The organism is Verminephrobacter eiseniae EF01-2, assembly GCF_000015565.1.
Lineage (GTDB): Bacteria > Pseudomonadota > Gammaproteobacteria > Burkholderiales > Burkholderiaceae_C > Acidovorax > Acidovorax eiseniae.
Window position 1 is genome coordinate 1 of sequence record NC_008786.1, and the last position, 26,320, is coordinate 26,320.

General features: G+C 66.7%; 16 protein-coding genes. 10 read left to right on the forward strand and 6 right to left on the reverse strand.

Annotated features, from left to right (window positions below; genetic code table 11):
• Positions 1-492 precede the first annotated feature (492 nt).
• The 3 genes from dnaA (at position 493) to gyrB (ending at position 5,927) form a co-directional block, all read left to right on the forward strand.
• Positions 493-1,944: a chromosomal replication initiator protein DnaA gene (dnaA, locus tag VEIS_RS00005; protein WP_011807813.1), complete on the forward strand. Its 1,452-nt coding sequence runs from the start codon at positions 493-495 to the stop codon at positions 1,942-1,944.
• 95 nt (positions 1,945-2,039) lie between these two features.
• Positions 2,040-3,158: a DNA polymerase III subunit beta gene (dnaN, locus tag VEIS_RS00010; protein WP_011807814.1), complete on the forward strand. Its 1,119-nt coding sequence runs from the start codon at positions 2,040-2,042 to the stop codon at positions 3,156-3,158.
• Positions 3,159-3,320: 162 nt separating this feature from the next.
• Complete coding sequence (gyrB, locus tag VEIS_RS00015; RefSeq protein WP_011807815.1) at positions 3,321-5,927, forward strand: DNA topoisomerase (ATP-hydrolyzing) subunit B; 2,607 nt, start codon at positions 3,321-3,323, stop codon at positions 5,925-5,927.
• A 1,387-nt stretch (positions 5,928-7,314) separates the two neighbouring features.
• On the opposite strand, the gene VEIS_RS00025 is transcribed toward gyrB, so the two are convergent.
• Together VEIS_RS00025 and VEIS_RS00030 are read right to left on the reverse strand one after the other, a co-directional pair.
• Positions 7,315-7,905, reverse strand: coding sequence for a mobile mystery protein B (locus VEIS_RS00025; RefSeq protein ID WP_011807816.1), 591 nt, complete (start codon positions 7,903-7,905; stop codon positions 7,315-7,317).
• Entirely contained in the window at positions 7,896-8,357 is a 462-nt protein-coding gene (locus tag VEIS_RS00030) for a mobile mystery protein A (RefSeq protein ID WP_041949682.1), read from the reverse strand. Before VEIS_RS00030 ends, VEIS_RS00025 begins: the two co-directional genes overlap by 10 nt.
• 276 nt (positions 8,358-8,633) lie before the next feature.
• Between VEIS_RS00030 and VEIS_RS00035 the strand changes: the two genes are divergently transcribed.
• Both VEIS_RS00035 and VEIS_RS00040 read left to right on the forward strand, forming a co-directional pair.
• Complete coding sequence (locus tag VEIS_RS00035; protein WP_232287800.1) at positions 8,634-11,030, forward strand: TOTE conflict system archaeo-eukaryotic primase domain-containing protein; 2,397 nt, start codon at positions 8,634-8,636, stop codon at positions 11,028-11,030.
• 390 nt (positions 11,031-11,420) lie between these two features.
• A complete protein-coding gene (locus VEIS_RS00040; protein WP_011807819.1) occupies positions 11,421-12,317 on the forward strand; it encodes a LysR family transcriptional regulator in 897 nt (298 codons plus the stop codon).
• A 28-nt stretch (positions 12,318-12,345) separates the two neighbouring features.
• Here VEIS_RS00040 and xdhC read toward each other — a convergent pair whose 3' ends face one another.
• Complete coding sequence (xdhC, locus tag VEIS_RS00045) at positions 12,346-13,158, reverse strand: xanthine dehydrogenase accessory protein XdhC (RefSeq protein ID WP_408644185.1); 813 nt, start codon at positions 13,156-13,158, stop codon at positions 12,346-12,348.
• A 255-nt stretch (positions 13,159-13,413) separates the two neighbouring features.
• Here xdhC and VEIS_RS00050 point away from each other — a divergent pair, with 255 nt between their 5' ends.
• From VEIS_RS00050 to priA, 3 genes are all read left to right on the forward strand, one after another.
• The gene (locus VEIS_RS00050) at positions 13,414-14,997 is read left to right on the forward strand and encodes an MFS transporter (protein ID WP_011807821.1); all 1,584 of its coding nucleotides are present in this window, start codon (positions 13,414-13,416) and stop codon (positions 14,995-14,997) included.
• 101 nt (positions 14,998-15,098) lie between these two features.
• Positions 15,099-16,211, forward strand: coding sequence for a uroporphyrinogen decarboxylase (hemE, locus tag VEIS_RS00055; RefSeq protein WP_011807822.1), 1,113 nt, complete (start codon positions 15,099-15,101; stop codon positions 16,209-16,211).
• A gap of 249 nt (positions 16,212-16,460) precedes the next feature.
• Complete coding sequence (gene priA / locus VEIS_RS00060; RefSeq protein WP_049773764.1) at positions 16,461-18,635, forward strand: replication restart helicase PriA; 2,175 nt, start codon at positions 16,461-16,463, stop codon at positions 18,633-18,635.
• Between the two features lie 52 nt (positions 18,636-18,687).
• Here the strand turns inward: priA and VEIS_RS00065 are convergent, their stop codons facing one another.
• Positions 18,688-20,460: a hypothetical protein gene (locus VEIS_RS00065; RefSeq protein ID WP_232287801.1), complete on the reverse strand. Its 1,773-nt coding sequence runs from the start codon at positions 20,458-20,460 to the stop codon at positions 18,688-18,690.
• Positions 20,461-20,726: 266 nt separating this feature from the next.
• Between VEIS_RS00065 and VEIS_RS00070 the strand changes: the two genes are divergently transcribed.
• Positions 20,727-21,254, forward strand: a complete 528-nt coding sequence (locus VEIS_RS00070; RefSeq protein WP_011807825.1) for a shikimate kinase — start codon at positions 20,727-20,729, stop codon at positions 21,252-21,254.
• Between the two features lie 175 nt (positions 21,255-21,429).
• Complete coding sequence (metH, locus tag VEIS_RS00075; RefSeq protein ID WP_011807826.1) at positions 21,430-24,165, forward strand: methionine synthase; 2,736 nt, start codon at positions 21,430-21,432, stop codon at positions 24,163-24,165.
• 183 nt (positions 24,166-24,348) lie between these two features.
• On the opposite strand, the gene VEIS_RS00080 is transcribed toward metH, so the two are convergent.
• Together VEIS_RS00080 and aroB are read right to left on the reverse strand one after the other, a co-directional pair.
• Positions 24,349-24,993 (reverse strand): TetR/AcrR family transcriptional regulator, encoded by a 645-nt coding sequence (locus VEIS_RS00080; protein WP_011807827.1) that lies wholly within the window; start codon positions 24,991-24,993, stop codon positions 24,349-24,351.
• 193 nt (positions 24,994-25,186) lie between these two features.
• A complete protein-coding gene (gene aroB, locus VEIS_RS00085) occupies positions 25,187-26,308 on the reverse strand; it encodes a 3-dehydroquinate synthase (RefSeq protein WP_011807828.1) in 1,122 nt (373 codons plus the stop codon).
• Between the last annotated feature and the right edge of the window lie 12 nt (positions 26,309-26,320).

Genomic DNA, 26,320 nt, shown 5'->3' on the forward strand with positions numbered 1-26,320 from the left:
AAAAGATAGTCCGGTTCCGGATGGCCATCGGGCCTGACGGGCTTCGATGGGGCTTCACTTCCATGGCGCCCGACGCGCTGCCTGCGCTGCCGGGCCGGCAGTGGCAGCGCGCCGGGGGCGGCGCACGCTTTTGCACGCTTTCGCACGCTTGCACGCGCATGGCTTTTGCATATCGCCGTCGTCCAAGGCCCTGCAAGGCAGCCACCATGGCAGGCCCTGCCGCCCTGTCACCGCCCTGCCACCGTCTGTCACTGCCGGTCAGTCGTATCACCCTGACGCAGGGCAGGAAAACCGGCGATTATTGCAGGCTTGCCGGCGGCTGACAATGCAATTCCTGCTTTCCTTTTGCGGCGTTTCTTGCTCTGATCGACCCTCGCTCACCCCCATCCACCCCGGATGCCGGCCGTCCCGAAATTGGGGATAACTTCTTGACAAGATTACAATCCGGCGCCCGGCGCCACGGCCCTTATCCACAACGACGAGCCCCCTGCAATGACCGAGGAATTCACCCACAGCCCGCCCCCGCCTCTGCATTGGCCCGGTGCAAATGCCGCCGACGAACGCAGCGCCGGACAGGGTCTGTGGCAGGCCTGCGCAGAGCAACTGGCGCGGGACCTGCCCGAAGCGCAATTCAACACCTGGATCAAGCCCTTGGTCGCCCAAGTGGCGCAGGACTTCTCCAAGATCACCCTGCTGGTGGGCAACCGCTTCAAGCTCGACTGGATCCGCGCCCAGTACGCCAGCCAAATCACGGCGCTGCTCGGAGATTTGTATGGGCAGCCGATGGCCCTGGAGTTGGCGCTGGTGCCGCGTGAATCGGTGGCCCGCACGGCGCACACTCCTCGGCCCTCTGCATCCGGGCCGCCCGGCGCGCCGGGCGCCGAATCGGCCAGCGCCGGCCGCGACGAGGCGCCGCAGGCGTTGCGCCACCGGCTCAACGCCGCGCTGACGTTCGAGACGCTGGTCGAAGGCTCGGCCAACCGCATGGCGCGCTCGGCCGGCATGCATGTGGCCGGCATGCCGGGGCATCTGTACAACCCCTTGTTCGTCTACGGCGGCGTGGGCCTGGGCAAGACGCACCTGGTGCACGCCGTGGGCAACCGCCTGTTGGCCAGCCGCCCGCAGGCCAAGGTGCTCTACGTCCACGCCGAGCAGTTTGTCTCGGATGTGGTCAGGTCCTACCAGCGGCGCACGTTCGACGAGTTCAAGGAGCGCTACCACTCGCTCGATCTGCTGCTGATCGATGATGTGCAGTTCTTCGCCAACAAAGACCGCACGCAAGAAGAGTTCTTCAATGCGTTCGAGGCCCTGCTGACCAAGAAATCGCACCTGGTGATGACCAGCGACACCTATCCCAAGGGGCTGAGCAACATCCACGAGCGGCTGGTGTCGCGCTTCGATTCCGGCCTGACGGTGGCCATCGAGCCGCCCGAGCTGGAAATGCGCGTGGCCATCCTGATCAACAAGGCGCAGGCAGAAAGCACGGAAATGCCCGAGGAAGTGGCCTTCTTCGTGGCCAAGAACGTGCGCTCGAACGTGCGCGAGCTCGAAGGCGCGCTGCGCAAGATCCTCGCCTACTCGCGCTTCAACCAGAAGGAAATCTCCATCCAACTGGCGCGCGAGGCGCTGCGCGATCTGCTGTCGATCCAGAACCGGCAGATCTCCGTGGAGAACATCCAAAAGACCGTGGCCGACTACTACAAGATCAAGGTCGCCGACATGTACAGCAAAAAGCGCCCGGCCAGCATTGCCCGCCCGCGCCAGATTGCGATGTACCTGACCAAGGAACTGACGCAAAAGAGCCTTCCCGAAATCGGCGAATCATTTGGCGGGCGCGACCACACCACCGTTTTGCACGCCGTCCGCAAGATTGCCGCCGAGCGCCAGCAACTGACCGAACTGAACCAGCAACTGCATGTGCTCGAACAAACGCTCAAAGGTTGAAAACACCGGCCGGCAGCGGCCCGGAAAAGAGCGCCGCGCAACAAGGCAAAATGGCGGGTCGCGCAGCGTCCCGAAAAACTCCAGAGGTTGATGACATGATTGTCCTGAAAGCGACACAAGACAAGGTTCTCGCGGCTTTGCAATCCGTGGCCGGCATCGTTGAGCGCCGCCATACGCTGCCGATCCTGGCCAATGTGCTGATCCGCAAGACCGGCAATGCCTTGCAACTGACGACCAGCGATCTGGAAATCCAGATCCGCACCACGGCCGAGCTTGGCGGCGACACCGGCGAATGCATGACCACCATGAGCGTGCGCAAGCTCATCGACATCTTGCGCACCATGCCGGGCGAGCAGACGGTGAGCCTGGAGTCGGACCAGTCCAGGCTCATCCTCAAGGCCGGCAAGAGCCGCTTTACGCTGCACAGCCTGCCGGGCCAGGACTTCCCGCTGGTGCAGGAATCGGCCGCGTTCGGCCCGGTGTTCAGCGTTCCGCAAAAGACCCTGAAGAGCCTGCTGGGCCAGGTCTCGTTCACGATGGCCGTGCAGGACATCCGCTACTACCTCAACGGCATCTTGTTCGTGGCCGAGGGCCAAACACTGTCGCTGATCGCCACCGACGGCCACCGCCTGGCTTTCGCCTGCGCCACGCTCGACGTGCAAGTGCCCAAGCAGGAAGTCATCCTGCCGCGCAAGACCGTGCTCGAACTGCAACGCCTGCTCAGCGACGCGGACGGCGACAACCGGCCCCACATCGAGATGCAGTTTGCCAGCAACCAGGCCAAATTCACCTTTGGCGGCATGGAGTTCGTCACCAAACTGGTCGAGGGCAAGTTCCCGGACTACAACCGCGTGATCCCGAAGAACCACCACAACTGCGTCACGCTGGGCCGCGCGGCCTTGCTGACCAGCCTGCAACGCACGGCCATCATGACCAGCGACAAGTTCAAGGGCGTGCGCCTGAACCTGGAGCCCGGCGCGCTGCGCGTGGCATCGAGCAACGCCGAACAGGAGGAGGCCGTCGACGAGCTCGATGTCGACTACGCCGGCGACAACATCGAGATCGGCTTCAACGTGACCTACCTCATCGACGCACTGGCCAACATGGAGCAGGACATGGTGCAGTTGGCGTTCGCCGACGGCAACAGTTCGGCCTTGCTGACCATCCCCGCCAACGACAACTTCAAGTATGTCGTGATGCCGATGCGCATCTAGTCGTGCGCCGTCCCGCCGACACCCTGGCTGCCGGCAACCAGCCGGCGCCACCCACCATGGACATGGCCGCCGGTAGCTGTGCAATGAGCCACCCGCAGCCAGCCCGAATCTCATCGAACACAGTGAAAAGCGCGCTTTCCACGGATCCCGAGGCCCCACCACATGACCGCTGACAACCCCCTGCCCGAGCCCGCACCCGGCGGCACTGGTGGGCCTGCCCTGCCAAAGATCGACACCCGGCAGGCGGGCGCCAGCGAAAGCTACGACGCAGGCGCCATCACCATCCTGGAAGGTCTGGAGGCGGTGCGCAAGCGCCCCGGCATGTACATCGGCGACACCAGCGACGGCACCGGACTGCACCACCTGGTGTTCGAGGTGGTGGACAACTCGATCGACGAAGCCCTGGCCGGCCACTGCGACGACATCGTGGTGACCATCCACACCGACAACTCGATCAGCGTGACCGACAACGGTCGCGGCATTCCCACCGGCGTGAAGTTCGACGACAAGCACGAGCCCAGGCGCAGCGCGGCCGAAATCGCGCTGACCGAACTGCACGCGGGCGGCAAGTTCAACCAAAACAGCTACAAGGTATCGGGCGGCCTGCACGGCGTGGGCGTGAGCTGCGTGAACGCGCTGAGCAAATGGCTGCGCCTGACGGTGCGCCGCGAAGGCCGGGTGCACCAGCTCGAATTTGCGCGCGGCTTCGTGCAAGACCGCCTGCTCGACACCGTGGACGGCGTCGCCGTCTCGCCGATGAAGCTCGCCGGCGCGACCGAAAAACGCGGCACCGAAGTGCACTTTCTGCCCGACGCCGAAATCTTCAAAGAAAACCGCGACTTCCACTACGAAATTCTGGCCAAGCGGCTGCGCGAGCTGTCCTTTTTGAACAATGGCGTGCGCATCCGCCTGAAAGACGAGCGCAGCGGCAAGGAAGACGACTTCTCGGGCGCCGGCGGCGTGCGCGGTTTCGTCGAATTCATCAACAAGGGCAAGACCGCCCTGCACCCGAACTCGTTTTACGCCACCGGCGAGCGCCCGGCCGAGACCTATGGCGGCATCCCCGGCACGCATATCGGCGTGGAAGTGGCCATGCAGTGGAACAGCGCCTACGCCGAGCAGGTGCTGTGCTTTACCAACAACATCCCCCAGCGCGACGGCGGCACCCACCTGACCGGCCTGCGCGCGGCGATGACCCGCGTCATCAACAAGTACATCGAAGAAACCGAAATGGCCAAGAAGGCCAAGGTCGAAGTCACCGGCGACGACATGCGCGAAGGGCTGTGCTGCGTGCTGAGCGTGAAACTGCCCGAGCCCAAGTTCAGCAGCCAGACCAAGGACAAACTGGTATCGAGCGAAGTGCGCGCCCCGGTGGAAGACATCGTGGGCAAGCTGCTGGCCGACTACCTGCAGGAAAAGCCCGCCGACGCGAAGATCATCTGCAGCAAGATCGTGGACGCCGCCCGCGCCCGCGAAGCCGCCCGCAAGGCCCGTGAAATGACGCGCCGCAAGGGCGCGCTCGACGGCCTGGGCCTGCCCGGCAAGCTGGCCGACTGCCAGGAAAAAGACCCCGCGCTGTGCGAGATCTACATCGTCGAGGGCGACTCGGCCGGCGGCTCTGCCAAGCAGGGGCGCGACCGCAAATTCCAGGCCATCTTGCCGCTGCGCGGCAAGATCCTGAACGTGGAAAAAGCCCGCTACGAAAAGCTGCTGACCAGCGACGCCATCCTGACGCTGATCACCGCCCTGGGCACCGGCATCGGCAAGGCCGGCGGCAGCGCCGGCGGCGACGACTTCGACGCCGCCAAGCTGCGCTACCACCGCATCATCATCATGACCGACGCCGACGTCGACGGCGCCCATATCCGCACCCTGCTGCTGACCTTCTTTTACCGGCAAATGCCCGAACTGGTCGAGCGCGGCCACATCTACATCGCCCAGCCGCCGCTGTACAAGGTCAAAGCCGGCAAAGAGGAGTTGTACCTGAAGGACGACCCGGCGCTGGACAACTTCCTGCTGCGCATTGCGCTGAACCAGGCCAGCGTGCTCACCGGCAACGCCGACCAGGCCGTGCTGAGCGGCGCGACCCTGACCGAACTGGCGCGCAAGCACCAGAGCGCCGAAAGCGTGATCGCCCGCCTGAGCCACTTCATGGACGCAGAAGCGCTGCGCGCAATGGCCGACGGCGTGCGCCTGCGGCTGGGCAGCCTGGCCGATGCCCAGGCCAGCGCCGTGGCGCTGCAAGCCAAGCTGCGCGAGCTGCACACCACCGGCGCCCCGGCCGAAGTGACGGGCGAGTTCGACGCCCGCACCGACAAGCCCCTGCTGCGCATCAGCCGCCGCCACCACGGCAACATCAAGAGCAGCGCGATCACGCAAGACTTCGTGCACGGCGCCGACTATGCCGCCCTGGCCGAAGCCGCCGAAACCTTCCGCGGCCTGCTCGGCGCAAACGCCAAGGCCATGCGCGGCGAGGCGGAAAAGCAAAAGGAAGAAAAAATCAGCGACTTCCGCCAGGCCATGAAATGGCTCATCAGCGAAGCCGAGCGCACCACCACCCGCCAGCGCTACAAGGGCCTGGGCGAAATGAACCCCGAGCAGCTATGGGAAACGACGATGGACCCGAGCGTGCGCCGCCTGCTGCGCGTGCAGATCGACGACGCCATCGAGGCCGATCGCGTGTTCACGATGCTGATGGGCGATGAGGTCGAGCCACGGCGGGACTTCATCGAGATGAATGCGCTCAGGGCGGGGAACATCGACGTTTGAACGGTGTAGAGCTAGGCATAAGACGCGAAATTGAGGCCCATAAGACGCGAAAACTATGATCTCTTCTCATTGATAGGTGCGCCCAGAGTGGCACATGTCGCGCGCGAGGCTTGAGGAATGGTCGTACGCGAAGCCGTTGAAGCGGAAGTTCGAAAACTCGCGATTCACAGCGTCACCGTACTGGGGCGCTACTCAGCCCTCCGGCCAAGCACCTCTCCTGGGTTCGTTTCGCCGACGGCGCTAGTGCACTTCGTCCGCAACCTGCGAGATGGCGCTCACCGTCACAAGCTGACTGAACAGGTGCCAACCGGAGTATTTCCCCAGTTGGCATGGCAGCCCGCAGCGGCTGCACGCTCGACGCTGCTCATTCACGCACCGACCGATGCAACTGCCGCCCTTGTACGGCGAGCCAAGCACTGCCAACAGACTTGGCCCGACGCGCTATCTCAGCGCCCCACTTCAACGGATTCGATCTTGTCAAGGAACGTCGATGAGCGCACAGCCTCAGAATCCCTCTCCAACACCCAACGTCCGCTTGGCCTGCATCGAGCTCAGCCGGTTCCGGCGCCTGGCTCAAACCCAAGTCAAGATCGACAAGAAGACCACTATCTTGGTCGGTGCCAACAATAGCGGTAAGACACGGACGGCGACTTCAACGAGGCGCTGCAGGCTGCCTTGGCGCCGTTCGCAGCCAAGGCGCCGCTGGACCTACAGCCCCTGGTGCCGCTCATCGAGCAAATCCGCAAGGGTGCCACGGCCGGCGCTGTTCCTTCTACAACCACCAGAAATGCTATTCCTCGACACCGAATTCCGCTGTGCTGCAGACGATGGCGAACTCCTGAGCATTGGCATCGTCGGAGATTCCTGCGAGTTCTACGCGGAGCTGGACGAAGACGGGGTCGCTTCCGTTCTCAGGGGGCACCGGCGCAACCGCTTCCTTCAACAAGCGGTGCTGCCCCAGTTCGGGCGCGTGCCCGGCGCGCGGCACACCCTCGACGGAATGGCGCAGGCCGCCGCCCGCTGGCTGGCATTCCGGGATGGCGACGCTCTCAAAGTGGCCTACGACTACTCGATGGATTTCTCGCTGCTTGAGCGGCTACTTGCGAATTCGTATGGGTCTGTCCTGACGCGGCTCGTGCCGGTCCATGTGGGCTACCTGCTCGACGATCCTCTCGGTAAGGAGGCTGCAGTGGCCAGTTGGTCGGCCACTGATAAGCTGCGTGGACTGCGGAGGCACCACGCATCTTGCCGATGCCTGGGCGTCGAAGGCGCGCTTCGAGGCCGTACATGGCGTGTGACCTGGGGGGCGGGAATGGCAAGCTCCGTTGCGGTATCGAAGACCTCAGCCGCTGACAATGCCCCACCCAAACAGAGTGGCAGGGCCAGTTCAACTCCGGACGAACGCCAGCAGCAGTTGATAGTCGCCCTGGTCCGCAGCCCGCAGGGCGGCCAGATACCGGGCCCGGGCCTCATTGGCTGCAACCAGATTGCCGCCACTGCCCCAGGAGAACGCCGGTTCGCCCAGACTACGCACCAGCGCGTCGGCCATCATGCGGGCATGCCGCCCATTCCCGTTGGGAAACGGATGAATCCAGACCAGGTCGCGATGAAAGCGTGCGCCGATTTCATCAGGCGGGAACGTGGCATTTTCGGCCCACCAACGCGTGTTGTCGAATAGGTTCTTGAGCCGCACCGCCACCTGCGTCCAGTCACAGCCGATGTTCTTGTCCGACTTGCGAAACGTGCCCGCCCATGACCAAGTCTTGCCGAACATCTGCTTATGCAACTCTCGGCAGAATCCTTCGCTGAGCACGTCCGGCGCACGCGCCCGCTTCAGCCAGCGCACGGCACGCAGGATGTTCTCCTGCTCCCAGTCGTTCAGGTCGCCCTTGGTGACCAGGTGCTCAGGGATGAGCCCGGCCTTCTCGTCGGGGTCCAGCGGGGTCTGGCCATCCTGCTCATCGAGGTCTATCGCCATAGGTCCGACCACCGGCCACGCAGCAGTTCTTCGGTCCTGCGTTCCACCTGCTTGCGAAGCCGGTCGGCGCCCGGGCGCTGGTCTTCGAGCCCCATGGTATGGGCCACACTCCCGACCTCTTCTACGGCGATGGTGCGGGCGCGTTCCTGGACCACCTCCGTGAGCGGCCGGCGGGGAACCAGGGCGTAGACCAGTTCGCAGTCCAGCCCGTCGGCGAGCTTTCGTAACTGCCCGAGCGTGATACGGTCGTCCGCTTCGGACTGTTCTGACTTGTGCAGCGTTGGCCCGGAAATGCCCAGCCGCTGGGCCTGCTGGCGTTCCGTGCGCCCCAGGGCCTCCCGGATGAGCTTCAACCAGCCCCGTGGCGGGGTCTGCCGCTTCACCAAGTCCGCGTAACTGGACAGGGTGGCTTGCAGTTGCTCGAGTCTGAGTTGATTTAGTTCAGGCGACATCGCTAGCCTATAGGCTGATTTTTTCAAACAACATGATAGCCTATAGTGAATCATACGTCACTTTTAGCTTCCTGATAGAGAAGCGTATGACGATTGATCGCTTCCCAAAGATGAAGCATTCGACTGCGTTTTGCTGCATCAAAGAGAAGCAATTGCCATGCCGGGGCACCTTCATGCGGGCCCTGCATGTCTCGGGCTGAAGCACGACGTGGATCGTCTGGTCACCGACGATGGTCGGTCACGGACGAGCTGCGCGGACTGCAGCGGCACCATGCCTTGGCCGATGCCTGGGCGCTGAAAGCGCGCTTCGAGCGCCGTACATGGTGCGTGACCCGGAAGGAACCAGAAATTGGAGGTGGCAGAGAGGTGTGCCAGTACTTGGAGGCCAATGGCGTCAAATGGCGCACGCCTCAACCTCCGGTAGATCGCGCTCCACCCCCTCCGTTCGCCAAGCTGTCTACGGACGAAAAGGTCCGCCTGTTTCGCGGTCTCTTCCGAGGACGGACTGACGTCTATCCTGTCCGCTGGGAGAGCAAGACAACGGGCAAATCAGGCTACGCGCCGGCGTGCCTGAACGAGTGGGCGGCGGGCATCTGCCACAAGCCCAGGATCAAATGCGCCGATTGCGAGCATCGGTCCCTCGCGTCCATCACGGACCCGGTGATCTACGATCACCTGGCAGGCGAGCACACGGTCGGAATCTACCCACTTCTCCACGACAACACCTGCCACTTCTTGGCGGTCGACTTCGACGAGCAGGAGTGGCGCGAGGACGCCCTGGCATTCGTCGAGTCCTGCCGGACGCTTGGGGTTCCTGCTGCGCTGGAGATTTCCCGTTCGGGCGATGGGGCCCACGTCTGGCTCTTCTTTTCGCAGAAGGTCGACGCGCGTGATGCCCGTCGCCTCGGGACCGCCCTCATCAGCCATGTCTGTGCGCGGACCCGGCAGTTGAAGCTGAGCTCCTACGACCGGCTGCTCCCCAACCAGGACACGATGCCAAAAGGGGGCTTCGGCAATCTGATTGCGCTACCGCTCCAGAAAAAGCCGCGCGACGCTGGCCGCAGCGTATTTGTCGATGACGAGTTTCTTCCTTATCCGGATCAATGGGGCTTTCTGGCATCCGTGCGCCGCATGCCTGTCGAAGACATCGAGCCCACAATCCTGCAGGCGACAGGAGGTTCGCACCCACTGGACGTGACCTTCATCGAAGACGAGGACCACCAGACGCCGTGGCTCACGCCACTGCGAACCAGCAAGAAGATTTCCGGGCCTCTGCCCGAGAGTCTCCACCTGACGCTCGCCAACCTGGTCTACTTCCCGAAAGAGGGGCTCCCTCAGGCATTGGCCAACCGTCTCATTCGCTTGGCGGCCTTCCAGAACCCGGAGTTCTACAAGGCACAAGCCATGCGCTTCGCGGTCTGGGACAAACCGCGCGTCATCGGGTGCGCAGAGAACTACCCCAACCACATCGCATTGCCGCGCGGTTGCCTGGACGACGCGGTCTCCTTGCTGGCCGCCAACGGCATCCGTGCCGTTGTCCAGGACGAGCGCTTCCAGGGCGCGCAGATCGACGTGCGCTTCGCTGGCACGCTGCGCGACGACCAGGAGGTCGCGGTGGGGGCGACACTGCAGCACGACACCGGCGTCCTCTGCGCACCGACCGCCTTCGGCAAGACCGTCACGGCCGCGGCGGTGATTGCCAGGCGCGGCGTGAACACCCTGGTTCTGGTCCATCGCACGGAACTGCTGACGCAGTGGCAAGAACGGCTGCAGAGTTTCCTTGCCGCCGACAAGAACGTGATTGGCCGGATTGGTGGTGGCAAGTCCAAGCCCACCGGGAAAATCGACATCGCGGTGATGCAGTCTCTGGCAAGGAACGAAGAACTCAGCGCGCTGCTCGACAACTATGGCCAGGTCATCGTCGACGAGTGCCATCACATCGGAGCCGTATCGTTTGACTTGCTGCTGCGACGGGCCAAGGCGAAGTACGTCCTCGGCCTCACCGCGACCCCCGTGCGTCGCGATGGCCAGCACCCCATCATCTTCATGCAGTGCGGGCCGATCCGGCACACGGCCCAGAGGCCGGACAGCGCGCCACAACGGATGGAGTTCCATCCGATTCGCGTGGCAGGGTCTCTTGAGGTTCCAGGTGACGCGGGAATTCAGGACATCTTCACCAGCCTCGTGAATGACGTGCGCCGAACGCGGGAGATTGTTGATGCGGTCCTTGAGTGCTACGGCCAGGGGCGCAAGATTCTGGTCCTGACAGAACGCACAGATCACATTGCCACCCTTGCTGACGCCTTTCGGAAGATTGCGCCTCGCATCTTCATCCTGCACGGTCGCATGTCGCGAAAGGAGCGCATGGCGACCACGGCCGAACTGGACCAATTGCCGCCGACTGCTGCCAGGATTCTGCTCGCATCAGGGAAACTGGTCGGGGAAGGTTTTGACCACCCAGCGCTGGACACACTGGCTTTGGCCATGCCGGTGTCATGGAGGGGAACGTTGCAGCAGTACGCCGGCCGGCTGCACCGGGAACACAGCGCAAAAACCGATGTCCGCATTCTGGATTTCGTCGATACGGGTCACCCGGCGCTCCACCGCATGTGGGAGAAAAGGCTGCGGGGCTACAGCGCGATGGGCTACTCCATCGCACCGAGGCTTGTCTGACACCAAGCCTGAGGTGACCACGCCGTATCGGCCCAGATTCTTTCGGGCGAGAACTTGGGCCGTCGGAATAACTGCCTGCAAATAGTGCCCATTTGGAGGTATAAATAGCCTACCTTCATAGGCGGCGCGAGTGTGAAGTTCCAGTGCGCCACCGATATGTACCGGCACGTGACTCTTCTCAGTTCCTGAAGGGTCCCTGTGCCCGGGTAGCGATTTCGCAGCTTACGCCTGCAAATTTCGCACCTTATGCCTACCGCGGGCAGCTAAGTCGTTGATTCATATGATGGATGGCACTTTCGCGTCTTATGCCTTGCTCAACAAACGGGTTCCGATCCGGCGGCCCGCAAGCCCGCAGCCCCATCACCCGATAGCCGGCCCTGAGGCGCGAAGATGAACCTGCGCTTCGTCGAGACTTTCGTCTGGGTTGCGCGGCTGGGCAGTTTCCGGGCGGCGGCCGAAAGGCTCAACGCGACGCAGGCCGCCGTGTCGAACCGGATCGCCAGCCTCGAAGCCGAGATGGGGTGCGAGCTTTTCGAGCGCATGCCGGGCGGCGTAAGGCTGTCGACGGTCGGGCAGCGGGCGCTGCAACCGGCCGAGGAACTGCTCAGGACGGCGACCAGCTTCAAAGTGGCGATCAGCAGCCCGTTGCAGTTGCGCGCCACGATCTCGATCGGCACGATCGACTCCATCGTCCACGCCTGGCTGCCCCAATTCATCGAGCAGGTCAAGGCGCGCTTTCCGGCGCTGGGCCTGGACCTGAACGTCGACACCTCGCTGGGAATCGCCCGGGACATCTGCGAGCGGCGGCTCGATCTGGCGCTGCTGATGGGCCCCGTCCTGCGCACCGGGCTCAAGAACATCGACCTTTGCAGCATGGAATGCCTGTGGGTCGCCGCGCCGTCTTTCGGCCTGGGTGGCCAGCCTTTGCGGCTGCAGGAGTTGCGGGCGCATCCGGTGCTGAGTTTTTCGCGCAACAGCGTGCAGCATGTCTGGCTGCTGCGGCAGTTCGAGGAGCTTGGCGTGCCGCCGCCGGTGATCTCGAACTCGAACTCCCTGTCTGCCGTGTCGCGGCTCGCTTGCGACGGCGTGGGGGTGGCTTTGTTGCCGCTGCCGGTGGCGGCTGCGGCGATTGCCACCGGGGCGCTGGAGCGCCTGTCGATCACGCCGCAGTTTCCGGCCCTGAAACTGCACGCCGTCTATGCCGACGACCCGGAAAACCTGATTCCATCGATGCTTGCCGTCATCGCGCGCGAAGTCTCGCTGAGCGCGGCCAAAGGCGCGCCGTAGCCCTGTCGCGGCGCCGCGCCGCCGTGGCTCACAAGGTTTGCAGCAACTGCGCCGCCACGGCCACGGCGATGACTTCGGGCTGCTTGCCGGCAATGCCGGGGATGCCGATGGGGCAGGTGACCTGCGCCAACTCCTGCGGGCTGAAACCGCGCCCGCGCAGGCGCCTGGAAAACGCCGCCCACTTGGGCTGGCTGCCAATCAGCCCGATGAAGCGCAAATCCTGCTGCGCGCACTGGCGGCGCAGGCAGGCGGCCACCAGTTCCAGATCTTCGGCATGGCAAAAGCTCATGATCAGCACGCGGGAGCCGGCGGCCAGCGCGGGCACGGCCCCTTGCACCGGCTCGGAATGCTCGCAGACCGCGCCTGGCGGCGGGTCTGGCGCAAAGATGCCGTCGCGGCTGTCGATCCAGGTCAGCGCGAACGGCAAAGGCGCCAGCACCCGCGCCAGCGCCTGCCCGACATGCCCGGCGCCAAACAGCGCCACGGGCTGCAAGCGCGGGGCCAGGCGCCGGGCCAGCCCGGGGGCATCGACAGCGCTCAGGCGCTCGAAGCCCAGATGCACCACGCCGCCGCAGCATTGCCCCAAGGACGGGCCGAGCGCACAACGCATCGGTCCGGCGTCAGCCCCATGCGCCAGACGGCGGCGCGCCTCGGTGATCGCCTGCCACTCCAGATGTCCCCCGCCAATGCTGCCCACCAGCCGATCGGCAAACACCGCCATCCAGGCCCCAGGCTCGCGCGGCGCCGAGCCCCGGGTCGAGGCCACCGTCACCAGACAGGCCGGCCCGGCCGCCAAGCCGTCGAGCAGCACACGCAAATTCCCCAGCGCCATCTTTGCCATCCCTTCGCCATCCTTCGCCGTCCCTTCGCCGTCCCCCGGGCCGCCAGCGACAGGGCCATGGTAGCGCCGCAACACATCCCGAACCCGTCTCGAACCCGTCCCGGGCTGATCGTCCGCCGAACGGAATGCAACAATAGCCGCCGCGCAGCACGCCAGCACGGTCGCATCGATCGCGCACGGGGGGTGCCTGGTGCGCGCGCCCGGGGCGCGCTGCAGCGCCCGTCCAGACCTTTGGCCCTCACCCGCACTGCCTGCATGTCCACGCCATCGACCTCTTTGTGGAGCCCCCTGCGCCAGCCCGTGTTCCGGGGGCTGTGGATTGGCGGCGGGGTTTTTTTTATCGGCAGCGGCATGCAGGCCATGGCGGCGGCGTGGCTGGTGGTCGAGCTCACAGGCTCCGCATTGCTGGCGGCGCTGGTGCAGACGGCGGTGTTCATGCCGATGTTTTTGCTGGCGCTGCCGGCGGGCGTGCTGGCCGACACCACCGACCGCAAGCGCCTGATCTCGGGCGCGCTGCTGGCGCAGACCGGCGCCTGCGCGCTGCTCGCCTTGCTGACGCTGGCCGGCTGGATCGGTCCGGCGTCCGTGCTCTTGCTGGTGTTCGTCTGTGGCTGCTGCACCGCCGTGCTCACCCCGGCCTGGAACTCCTCGGTCATCGACCCCGTGCCGCGCGACGAATGGCCGCAGGCCATCACCGCCGTCAGCATTGCCTACAACGTTGCGCGGGCCGTGGGTCCGACGCTGGCCGGTCTGGTGTTTGCGCAGTTGGGGGCGGGCTGGGTGTTTGCGGTCACGGTGGGCACCACGCTGGTGATGTGGGACTCGATCCGCCGCTGGCCGCCACGGGCGCATGCCCCTTCCAAGCTGCCCGCCGAGCGCCTGTGGGGCGGCACGCTCAGCGGCCTGCGCTTTGCCTGGCATTCGCGCATCATCCTGGCGCAACTGGTGCGCGTGATGGCGTTCAGCGCCGCCGGCTCGGCGCTGTGGGCGCTGCTGCCGGTGATTGCGCAGCGCCAGCTCGGTGCCGGCGCGCAGGGCTTCGGGCTGCTGATGGGCTGCCTGGGCATCGGCGCCGTGGCGGTGGGCCTGATGCTGGGGCGGCTGCGCGCCCGCTTCGGGCTGGAGTGGATCGTCGGCAGCGCTGGCGGGGTGTTTGCCGCAGCCATGCTGGTGACCGCGCTCACGCAGCGCGCCTGGCTGGTCTATCTGTGGATGCTGCTGGCCGGCGCCGCGTGGATGTCGGCCATGTCCACCTTCAACACCGCCACGCAGGCCAGCGCGCCGCAGTGGGTGCGCTCGCGCGCCGTGGCCATGCACATGGTGGCCGCGCTGGGGGCGTTCGCGCTGGGCTCGGCGTTCTGGGGCGCATCGTCTGAACTCATGGGCCCGACGCCCACTCTGTGCCTGGCCGCCGCCTGCATGCTGGCCGGCCTGCCGCTGGCCGGCCCGATGCCGCTGCGCATGGGCGCGCTGCACGAGGTCACGCAGGCCACGCCCTGGGATGAACTGTTCATCGAGGCCGAACCCCTGCCCGAGGCCGGCCCGGTGGCCGTGGAGATTGGCTACCGCATCGTGCCGGGCAGCGACGCCGCCTTTCTCGACGCCATCAGCCAGATGAAGGCCCCGCGCCGGCGCGATGGCGCGACCTTCTGGCGCGTGTACAAAGACTTGGGCGAGCCTTCGCGCTACGTGGAGCGGTTCATCGTCGAATCCTGGGCCGACTACCTGCACCAGCGCGCCCGCGCCACGATGGCCGACCAGGTGCTGGAGACCGGGGTGCGCGCCTTCCTGGCCCCGGGCCAGAGCGCCCGCATGTCGCACTACATCGCCGAACGCTGAGTGCGCCGCACGAGCCGCACAAACCGCGCAAGGGACGCGCGCGCGCCGCGCAAGCGCCGCATGGACAGGGGCCTGGCCGCCGGCCCTGCGACAATCGGCGGATGCCCTTTGCCCCCCTCGCCAACGACAGTTTCCTGCGCGCCTGCCGCCGCCAGGCCACCGACTACACCCCCCTGTGGCTGATGCGCCAGGCGGGCCGCTACCTGCCCGAATACCAGGCCAGCCGGGCGCGGGCCGGCAGCTTCATGGGCCTGGCGACCAGCGTGGACTACGCCACCGAGGTGACGCTGCAACCGCTGGAGCGCTTCCCGCTGGACGCGGCCATCCTGTTCAGCGACATCCTTACCGTGCCGGACGCGATGGGCCTGGGCCTGTCGTTTGCCGAGGGCGAAGGCCCGCGCCTGGCCAAGGTGGTGCGCGACGAGGCCACCGTGGCCGCGCTGGCCGTGCCCGACATGGCCCGGCTGCGCTACGTGTTCGATGCCGTGGCCAGCATCCGCCGGGCGCTGAACGGGCGCGTGCCGCTGATCGGTTTTTCCGGCAGCCCCTGGACGCTGGCCTGCTACATGGTCGAAGGCCGGGGCAGCGACGACTACCGGCTGGTCAAGGGCCTGATGTATTCCCGCCCCGACCTGATGCACCGCATCCTGGCCATCAACGCCGACACGGTGGCGGCCTATCTGAACGCCCAGATCGACGCCGGCGCCCAGGCCGTGATGGTCTTCGACAGTTGGGGCGGCGTGCTCGCCGACGGCGCCTTTCAGGCATTCAGCCTGGCCTACACCGCCCGCGTGCTGGCGCAATTGCAGCGCACCGGGGTGGATGGCAGCGATGTGCCGCGCATCGTCTTCACCAAGGGCGGCGCGCCGTGGCTGCAAGACATGCAGTCGCTGGACTGCCAGGTGCTGGGCCTGGACTGGACGGCCAACCTGGCCAGCGCGCGGGCCTTGGTCGGCGGCGCCGTGGGCGGCCCGGGCAAGGCGTTGCAGGGCAACATCGACCCCCATGTGCTGCTGGCCCCGCCGGCGCGCATCGTGCAGCAGGTGCAGCAGGTGCTCGACAGCTTTGGCCCGCCCCACACCGACCGCAGCACCACCGGGCCTACGCATATCTTCAACCTGGGCCACGGCATCAGCCAGTTCACGCCGCCGGCGCATGTGGCAGCACTGGTCGAGGCCGTGCACAGCTACTCGCGGGCGCAGCGCCAGGGCTGAGCGCCGGGCAATGGCGCCAGCGCGGCCCCGGCCAGGGAGGCACGCCCGAAGCGCCGGCAATACCGCCGCCGGCTGCCCGCTGGCGCGGCCCTGCCCATCAGCGGCAAGGCCGCCGTGCCCGTGCCAGGACGCCCCGGCGCCACGCCGCCCTCAGGCCCGAGGCCCGAGATCCGAGGCCCGGCCAGCGGCGACAATGCCCGCTGCTGCCCGGCAGCGCCCTTCGTTGCCCATCGTCATCCTGCCCGCCCCTTGTCTGCCCCCCCGCCCGCCGCCTGCCGCGTCCATGTGGCACTGCACACCCCGCTGCACACCCCGTTGCATAGCGACGCCGGCGGCCTGCTGAGCTACGCCTGCGAGCGCCCCCTGCCCGCAGGCACGCTGGTGCGCGTGCCGCTGGGCCGGCGCGAGGTGCTGGGGGTGGTCTGGGATGCCCCCGAGGGGATCGATGCGCCGCCCGGGCAGCGGCACGCGCTGCCCGAGGGCATGACCCTGCGCCCGATTGCCGGGGTGCTGGAAGGTCTGGCCCCACTGGATGCCCCCTGGCGCCGCCTGGTGGCTTTTGCCGCGCGCTACTACCAGCGCGCGCTGGGCGAGGTGGCCCTGGCCGCGCTGCCGCCGCAGTTGCGCACGCTCAGCCCGGAACAGTTGGCGCGCCGCCTGCGCCGCCCGGCGCAGGCGCCCGGCGCCACCGACGAGGCCATGCCCGCCACGGAAACCCTCACCGTGAGCGCAGAGCAGGAAAGCGCCATCGCCCGCATTGCGGCGGAGCCAGGCCCGTTTTTGCTGTTCGGCAGCACCGGCAGCGGCAAGACCGAGGTCTACCTGCGCTGCGTGCAAGAAGCGCTGCAAGCCAACGCCGCCGCGCAAGCGCTGGTGCTGGTGCCCGAGATCAACCTCACCGCCCAGCTCGAAGAGCGCCTGACCCGCCGCTTTGCCCCGCTCTTTGGCGCTGCGGCCGTGGTCTCGCTGCACAGCGGCATGACCGGGCCGCAGCGCCTGGCCAGTTGGCTGGCCGCGCACAGCGGCAGGGCGCGCATCGTGCTGGGCACGCGCATGGCGGTCTTTGCCAGCCTGCCCGGCCTGGCGTTCATCGTCGTCGATGAGGAGCATGACCCGAGCTACAAGCAGCAAGAAGGCGCGCGCTATTCGGCACGCGACCTGGCCATCTGGCGCGGGCGCGAGCAAAACGCCAAGGTGCTGCTCGGCTCGGCCACGCCATCGCTGGAGAGCTGGCACGCCAGCCGCCCGCCGAGCCCCGAAAACCCCGCCGGCGGGCGCTATCTGCGGCTGCACATGCCCAGCCGCATCGGCGCCGGCGCGCTGCCCCGCGTGCGGCGCGTGGACATGGGCCAGCAGCCCCGGCGCGCCCTGTTCAGCGCCCCGCTGCTGGCCGCGATCACCGAGCGCGTGGCGCGCGGCGAGCAAAGCATGATCTTGCTCAACCGCCGTGGCTACGCCCCGGTGCTGCACTGTGTCGACTGCGGCTGGAAAAGCGACTGCCCCCATTGCAGCGCGCACCAGGTGTTCCACAAAGCCGACCGCAGCCTGCGCTGCCACCACTGCGGCAGCACCCTGCGCGTGCCGCGGCATTGCCCCGGCTGCGGCAGCCCCGACATCCTGCCGTTGGGCCGGGGCACCGAGCAGTTGGAAGAGCAACTGGGCGCGCTGCTGTCCGACGTGCTGCGGCCCGACCGCACGCCGGCGCGCATCGCCCGCATCGACGCCGACACCACCCGGGCCAAGGGCGCGCTGGCAAGCCAACTGGCGCAGGTGCATTCCGGCCAGGTCGATGTGCTGGTCGGCACGCAGATGATCGCCAAGGGGCATGACTTTCGGCGCATCACGCTGGTGGCCGCCGTGCAGCCCGACGGGGCCCTGTTCTCCAGCGACTTTCGCGCGCCCGAGCGGCTGTTTGCGCTGCTGATGCAAGCCGCAGGCCGCGCCGGGCGCGACGCCGCCTACATGGCGCGGCAAGGAACGCCGTGCGAAATGTGGGTGCAGAGCTTTCACCCCCGGCACGCCGTGTTCGAGGCCCTGCGCCGGCACGACTACCCGGCCTTTGCCGAGCAACAGCTCCAGGAGCGCGCAGCCGCCGCGATGCCCCCCTTCGCCTACCAGGCCCTGGTGCGCGCCGACGCCCGCACGCAGCAACTGGCGCAGGGCTTTTTGACGGCCGCCACGGCTGCGGCGCAGGCCGCCGGCCTGCCGGGACGCGAGCAGGTGACGCTCTATCCCCCGGTGCCGCTGGCGATACAGCGCGTGGCAAATGTCGAGCGCGCCCAGATGCTGCTGGAAAGCCCCGCCCGCGCCGCATTGCAGCGCTTTCTGAGCGCCTGGCAGCCGGTGCTGCAAGCCACGCGCAGCCAGCCGCAGCACAAGGGCTTGCTGCGCTGGCTGGTCGATGTGGATCCGCTGGTGATCTGACGCCCTTCAGGAACCCGAGGCAATGGCCGGCAGCACGCGCCGCAGGCTGCCGCTATCGTCCGCGCGGCGGCCCATCCGGCCCATCCGGCTCGTCCGCCCCCTCCGACCCGCGCGGCCCATCCGTCCCGCGCGCCGCAGCCAGGCGGTGAAACAGCAGCAGATGGTCGTTGTTGTCCGTAGGGCGGGGCAGGATGGCCTCGAACTCCCAGAGCCCCGCATCGACCATGCGCCCGGAAACGGGCCAGGCCGCGCCATCGGCCAGCAGCCATTGGCAAGCATCGGCCCCGCCGGCCGGTTGCAGCGCCAATCGGCCGTGGTACTGCAAGGCCGCGACCTGGCCCCGATGCAGCCCCAGCGTTTCGATGCAGCCCGGCGCAGGCCCGAGCGCCGCCACCACGCTGCGCACCTGCGGGCCATAGCTGCGCGCATGGTCGAGCAGGGGCAGCCACAGCGTCATCAGCAGCAGCCAGCCGAGCGTGGCGCCGCTGGCGGGCAGCACCAGGCTCTTCCAGATCGGGGCGCGGTCGCGGGCGGCGCGCCACCAGACCAAAAGGCACCACAGCGCCGTCGCGGCCAGCGCCGGCGCCAGCGCCAAGGCCGAGAACTGCGGCACGAAGTCGGGCGCCAGTTTGGCCACATTGGCCGCCGGTTTGGCCGGAAATCCGGTCTGCATGGCAATCCAGATCACCCAGATCGCCAGCGCCGAGGCGCTGAAAAACAGCAGCGTGAACCAGTCGATCAACGCCCCCACGCTGCGGCGCAGCGTCGGCAGGGCAAAGGCCGCCAGAGCGGCCAGCGCCGGCAAACCCGGCAGCAAGGCCCGGTCTGCGGGCCGGGTGGTGATGGCGGCGGCGAGCGACAGCGCGCAAAACCACAGCGGCAGCAGCAAATGCCGGTGCCCCTGGCGGCTGAGGATCTGCCGGCGCCAGCGCCAGACAGTCCACAGCGCCAACGGCCATGCGGGCCAGCCAAACCACAGCAGCAGCCGGGCCAGGCTCTGCCATTCCTTGCCGACGGCATCGGCGGACACGATCCGCCAGCGCCAGCAATGCAGACCCCAGGCCAGCAAGGCCGCCGCCAGCGTGACGGCCGCCAGGGCCAAGACCCAGCGCAGTCTGCGGCCGCTCTGATCGCCGGGGGCATGGAGCACCAGCACCATGCTGCCCACACCCAGCAGCGCGGCCAGCGCCGGCGCGCCGGACAGCGTCAGCCCGAACATGCCCAAGACCAGGGCCAGGGCCGACGCCCACCTGCGGTGCGGCATTGCGGCGAGCGCAAAAAAAAGCAGCGCCACGCAGCCCAACTGCGCCAGATGGCTGCTCATCTCATGCGACAACTGCGCCAGGCCCAGACAGGCAATCAAGGCCAGCAGCGCCCCGTCGGCCATCGCGCGCGCATAGTCGGGCGGGTTGGCCTCGCCGCCAAAGGCAAACGCCACGGGCTGGGCGCCCGGGCTGCGGGCCAGGTAGTACGTGCCGTACCAGGTGGCCAGCAGCGTGACGAGCAGCAGGGCGGCAAAAGGAATGCGCGCCGCCAGTTCGGCCGATAGCCACGGCGGCGCCAGTTGCAGCGCCCAGGCCCCGAGCCAGTAAGGCAGCAGACTCTCGGATTCGGGGGGCATCCCCCCCAGCAGCGGGCCGAACCACGGGGTCTGCCCCCGGGCCAACGCCAGCATGTAGCCAAAGGCCGTGATATCGGCGCTCTTCCATGGCTCGCGCCCGACGAAGCCGGGCACCACATAGGCGCTGCACAGCAGCAGCAGCGCCCAGCGCGGCAGGGGGCTGACGGCCTGTTGGGTCACGATGGCGGGGGTCGGTGGAGTCACAGGTCGATGGGCGCCGTGGCGGGGCCGCCGGGAAGAAGGGGCAAAAACAAGCGGACGAAACGATCGGGCAATCCGCACAGGGGCGCATTATCGGCGCCGCCCCGGCCTGCGGCCTGTCGCGCTCGCACAGCCCTGCATACATCCAGCCCATTCATCCAGCCCATTACCCGCCGCCAAGTTTCGGGCGCGCCGGCACGTTCGCGCGCGGCCTTACACTCGGCGTCGCGTCACCACAGGCCACAAGAGGCAGGAGAGGCAGGACACCCATGCAGATTCGCTGTGCACTGGTCGGCATGCCCGGCGCGGGCAAATCCACCGTTGGCCAGCGGCTGGCCGACCGGGTCGGGGTGCCGTTCATCGATCTGGACCAATGGCTCGAACAGGCCATCGGCAGCAGCATCCGCAGCTACTTCGAAGCGCAAGGCGAAGAGCGCTTTCGCGACCTGGAGTCGCAGGGGCTGGCCGAGGTGGCGCGCCAGCCCGGCGGCCTGGTGCTGGCCACCGGCGGCGGCGCCGTGCTGCGCGCGCCAAACCGCGCCGTGCTGCGCCAGTTCGGGCATGTGCTGTACCTGTGGGCCATGCCCGAAGACCTCTACCAGCGCGTCAAGCACGACCAGACCCGTCCGCTGCTGCAAACGGACGACCCGCTACGGCGGCTGCGCCAGTTGTACGCCGAGCGCGACCCGCTGTACCGCGCAACCGCCCGGTGCGTGATCCAGACCGGGCAGGCTGCGGTGGGCACGCTGGTCGACTGCATCATGCGGCAGTTGGAGCTGGCGCCGCCGCCGCCGTAGCGCCGGCAGGGCGGCGCCCCTTTAGAATCCGCCCTCGCCCAAGGCGCGTTGCAGCGACAGGCCCCAGCCCGCATCGAGGCATCAGGAATGGGCCAGCGGCGGGCTTGCGGCTGCACGCCCGAGCGCAACGACGCCCGCCTGTTTTTCCGGTTGCCACTGCACAGCTTTCCGTCCCATGTCTGCCATTTCGCTGCCCCCGATGAAGCTGTCCGGCCTGGAGCCGGTGTCCATTGGCCCGGACTCGCTGTTCGTCAACATCGGCGAGCGCACCAACGTCACCGGCTCCAAGGCGTTTGCGCGCATGATCCTGAACGGCCAGTACGAGCAGGCCCTGGCCGTGGCGCGCCAGCAGGTGGACAACGGCGCCCAGATCATCGACATCAACATGGACGAGGCCATGCTCGACAGCAAGGCCGCGATGGTGCGCTTTCTGCAACTGATCGCGTCCGAGCCGGACATCGCCCGCGTGCCGATCATGATCGACAGCTCCAAGTGGGAGGTGATCGAAGCCGGCCTGCGCTGCATACAGGGCAAGGGCATCGTCAACTCCATCAGCATGAAAGAGGGCCTGGCGCAGTTCAAGCGCCAGGCGGGACTGGTGCGCCGCTATGGCGCCGCCGCCGTGGTGATGGCCTTCGACGAGCAGGGCCAGGCCGACACCTGCGGGCGCAAGATCGCGATCTGCGAGCGCGCCTACCGCATCCTGGTGGACGAGATCGACTTCCCGCCCGAGGACATCATCTTCGACCCCAACATCTTCGCCGTGGCCACCGGCATCGAGGAGCACGACAACTACGCGGTCGACTTCATCGAGGCCACCCGCTGGATCAAGCAGAACCTGCCCGGCGCCAAGGTGTCGGGCGGTGTGTCCAACGTCTCGTTCAGCTTCCGTGGCAACGACCCGGTGCGCGAGGCCATCCACACCGTGTTCCTGTACCACGCCATCGCGGCCGGCATGGACATGGGCATCGTCAACGCCGGCATGGTGGGTGTGTACGACGACCTCGAGCCTGCGCTGCGCGAGCGCGTGGAGGACGTGATCCTGAACCGCCGGGCCGATGCTGGCGAGCGCCTGGTCGAAATCGCCGAAAGCGCCAGGAGCAGCGCCAGGGACGACAGCCGCAAGCTCGAATGGCGCGGCACGCCCGAAGCCCCCAAGACCGTCGGCGAGCGCTTGGGTCACGCGCTGGTGCACGGCATTACCGACTTCATCACCCGGGACACCGAGGAGGCTTATCAGCAGATTCTGGCCCGGGGCGGTCGCCCGCTGCATGTGATCGAAGGCCCGCTGATGGACGGCATGAACATCGTCGGCGACCTGTTTGGCGCGGGCAAGATGTTCCTGCCGCAGGTGGTCAAGAGCGCGCGCGTGATGAAACTGGCCGTGGCGCACCTGATCCCCTACATCGAAGAAGAAAAGCGCCAGGACGAACTGGCCGGGCGCGACGTGCGCAGCAAGGGCAAGATCGTCATCGCCACCGTCAAGGGCGACGTGCATGACATCGGCAAGAACATCGTCACCGTGGTCTTGCAGTGCAACAACTTCGATGTGGTGAACATGGGCGTGATGGTGCCCTGCCACGAGATTCTGGCCCGCGCCAAAGCCGAGGGGGCCGACATCGTGGGCCTGTCCGGCCTGATCACCCCGAGCCTGGAAGAAATGCAATACGTGGCCGGCCAGATGCAGAAAGACGAGCATTTCCGGCTGCGCAAAATCCCGCTGCTGATCGGCGGCGCCACCACCAGCCGCGTGCACACCGCCGTCAAGATCGCGCCGCACTACGAAGGCCCCGTGGTCTACGTGCCCGACGCCTCGCGCAGCGTGGGCGTGGCGCAAAACCTGCTGGGCCAGGCGCTGGGCAGCTACCTGCAGGAACTCAACGCCGACTACGACAAAGTGCGCCGCCTGCACGCCAGCAAAAAACCGCTGCCGCTGTGGCCCCTGGCCAAGGCTCGCGCGAACAAGACCCCCATCGACTGGTCTGCCTGCCAACCCGCCGCGCCGCGCGCCATGGGTCGGCGCGTGTTCAAGAACTTCGACCTGGCCGGGTTGGAAAAGTACATCGACTGGGGCCCGTTCTTCCAGACCTGGGACCTGGCCGGCCCGTACCCCGCCATCCTGACCGACGCCGTGGTGGGCGCGGCAGCCAGCCGCGTATTCGCCGACGGCCAGGCCATGCTCAAGAAAATCATCGCCGGCCGCTGGCTCACGGCCAGCGGCGTGGTGGCCCTGCTGCCGGCCAACAGCGTCGGCGAGGACATCGAGTTCTACACCGACGACACCCGCACCCGGTGCGCGATGACCTGGTACGGCCTGCGCCAGCAGACGCAAAAGCATGTCATCGATGGCGTCATGCGCCCGAGCCGCTGCCTGTCGGATTTCGTCGCGCCCAAGGACAGCGGCATCGCCGACTACGCCGGCCTGTTTGCCGTGACGGCGGGCCTGGGGATCGAGAAAAAGGAGCAGGACTTCATCGCCGCGCTCGACGATTACAGCGCCATCCTGTTCAAAAGCCTGGCCGACCGCCTGGCCGAAGCCTTTGCCGAATGCCTGCACCAGCGCGTGCGCACCGACCTGTGGGGCTACGCGCCCGACGAGCGGCTCAGCCCTGCCGAATTGATCGCGGAAAAATACCGTGGCATCCGCCCCGCCCCCGGCTACCCCGCCTGCCCGGACCACAGCGCCAAGGCAGCGATGTTTCGCGTGCTGCAATGCGCAGACATCGGCATGGGCCTGACCGGGAGCCTGGCCATGACGCCCGCAGCGAGCGTCAGCGGCTTCTACCTGGCCCACCCCGACAGCCGATACTTCAGCGTCGGCACGATCGGCCAAGACCAACTGCAAGCCATGGCCGAGCGCCGGGGCATGGAGCAGCCGGCGCTGGCGCGGCTGCTGGCGTCAAACCTGTGATGCGATCGACCCGGGGGAGCGGCCGGCGCTTGCTGTCAAGCCAAGCCAGGCCAGGCGCCACCGGTCCCGGCACCGGAAAAACGCAAACCCCGAAAGCGCGGCCCGCCATCGATCGGCAGCAGGTTTTGGCCTCGTTGGCGCCCAACGCGCAATGCCAAGGCGCCGGGCGCGCGGCGGGCTGGCTCAATCAGGCCGCGCGGCCACCATGCGCATGATGGTCTGCGTGTTGAACTGGCGGCGCGCCAGCAGCGCATTCTTGTTCATGAAATCGAAGCCAAACAGCACACGGCCCGTGTACCGATTGTTCAGATAGTAAAAACTGACGGCCGCAATGCTGATGCAAAGCTGCACCGCATCGATCCCCTGACGAAACTCACCGCTGGCCACGCCGCGCTGCAAAATGCCTTCGACCATGCCGACATAGGCTTTCTGGAGCTTGCGCAGTTGCCGGTTGCCCTCGATGTGCCTGGCCTGGTGCAGGTTCTCGCTATTGACCAGCGTGATGAACGCCGGGTTTTGCAAATGGTATTTCCAGGTGAAATCGAGCAGCAGGCGCATGGCCTCGGAAGGCGCAAGCCCATCGAGACCGAGCGCCTGCTCCTGGCTGCGGATATCCATGTAGGCAGCCTCCACGACCGCAGCAAACAACAACTCCTTGCCGCCGAAATAATGGTAGATCATCCGCTTGTTGACTCCCGAGGTCTCGGCGATCTTGTCCACCCGGGCACCGGACAGGCCGGCCTTGGCGAATTCGATGCGGGCCGCGTCCAAAATCAGTTGCCTGGTGTTGTCAGGATTGCGTGCCCGGAAAGGAAATTTTTCACCCATGGTGGTCAGGTCGATTGGCGGTGGTTGGCAATGGTTGGCGCTGGGCGGAACGAGGCCACCGGGCGCAGGCGCTGATGGCAACGGTGGATCGATTATCGCTGCCAGCGCCGTTGCGCAGGCACGGCAAACACCGGCATCGGCGCGCTGACCACCCGAGGCGCCGCGCGACGGCAACGGGTGGCAGGGCCTGGCATCAGCCGCAGCAGGCGTCAATCACCTGCCGCACCAGAGCGTCGGGCGCCGGGCGCGACACGGCCCGGCCCGGGCCGTCGATCAGCACGAAATGAATCTCTCCGGCTTGCGCCTTTTTATCGACGTGCATCAGCGCCAGATAACGACCTGCATTATCCGCTGCATCGACGATGGGGCCTCGGGTCGGCAAGCCGGCGCGCCCGATGATGCTCGTCAGCCGCTGCACAAACCGCGCATCCACCATGCCCAGCCGGTGCGAAAGCTCGGCGGCCATGACCATGCCTGCGGCCACCGCCTCGCCGTGCAGCCAGACACCGTAGCCCATGCCCGCCTCGATGGCATGGCCAAAGGTGTGGCCGAAGTTCAAAACCGCGCGCAAGCCGGTTTCCTTCTCATCGCATCCCACCACTGCCGCCTTGATCTGGCAGCTACGCTGCACGACATGCGCCAGCGCCCGGCGGTCTTTGGCCAGCACCGCATCCAGAGAGCCTTCCAGCCAGTCGAGCAGCGCCATGTCGGCAATCGGGCCGTATTTGATGACCTCGGCCAAACCGGCGCTCAGTTCCCTTTTCGGCAAGGTATCCAGCGTATCCAGATCACAGATGACGAGGCGGGGCTGGTGGAACGCTCCGATCATGTTCTTGCCGAGCGGATGGTTGATCCCGGTTTTTCCACCCACCGACGAATCGACCTGGGCCAGCAAAGTGGTGGGAATCTGCACGAACGCAATGCCGCGCATATAGCTTGCCGCCGCAAAACCGGTCAAATCACCGATGACCCCGCCGCCCAGCGCAAACAACACCGTCTTGCGGTCACAGCCCCATTCCAGCAAGGCACTGAAGATGCGGTTCAAGGAATCCCAATTCTTGTACTCCTCGCCATCCGGCAGCTCCACCACATGGACCCGTGGATAAACCGTCGCCAAGAAACCGCTCCACCCCTTCAGATAAAGGCGTGCCAGCGTCGCATTGGTGACCACCACGGCACTGGTCGCCCGAATATCCGCCAGGCGCGCTATTCCATCCGGAAGAAACCCCGATCCAATCAGAATGCTGTAACTGCGATCACCCAGATCGATATCGACGGAGTGCATCGGGAATGAAAGATCGGGCGGGCGGGCCATGGTGCGAGGCAA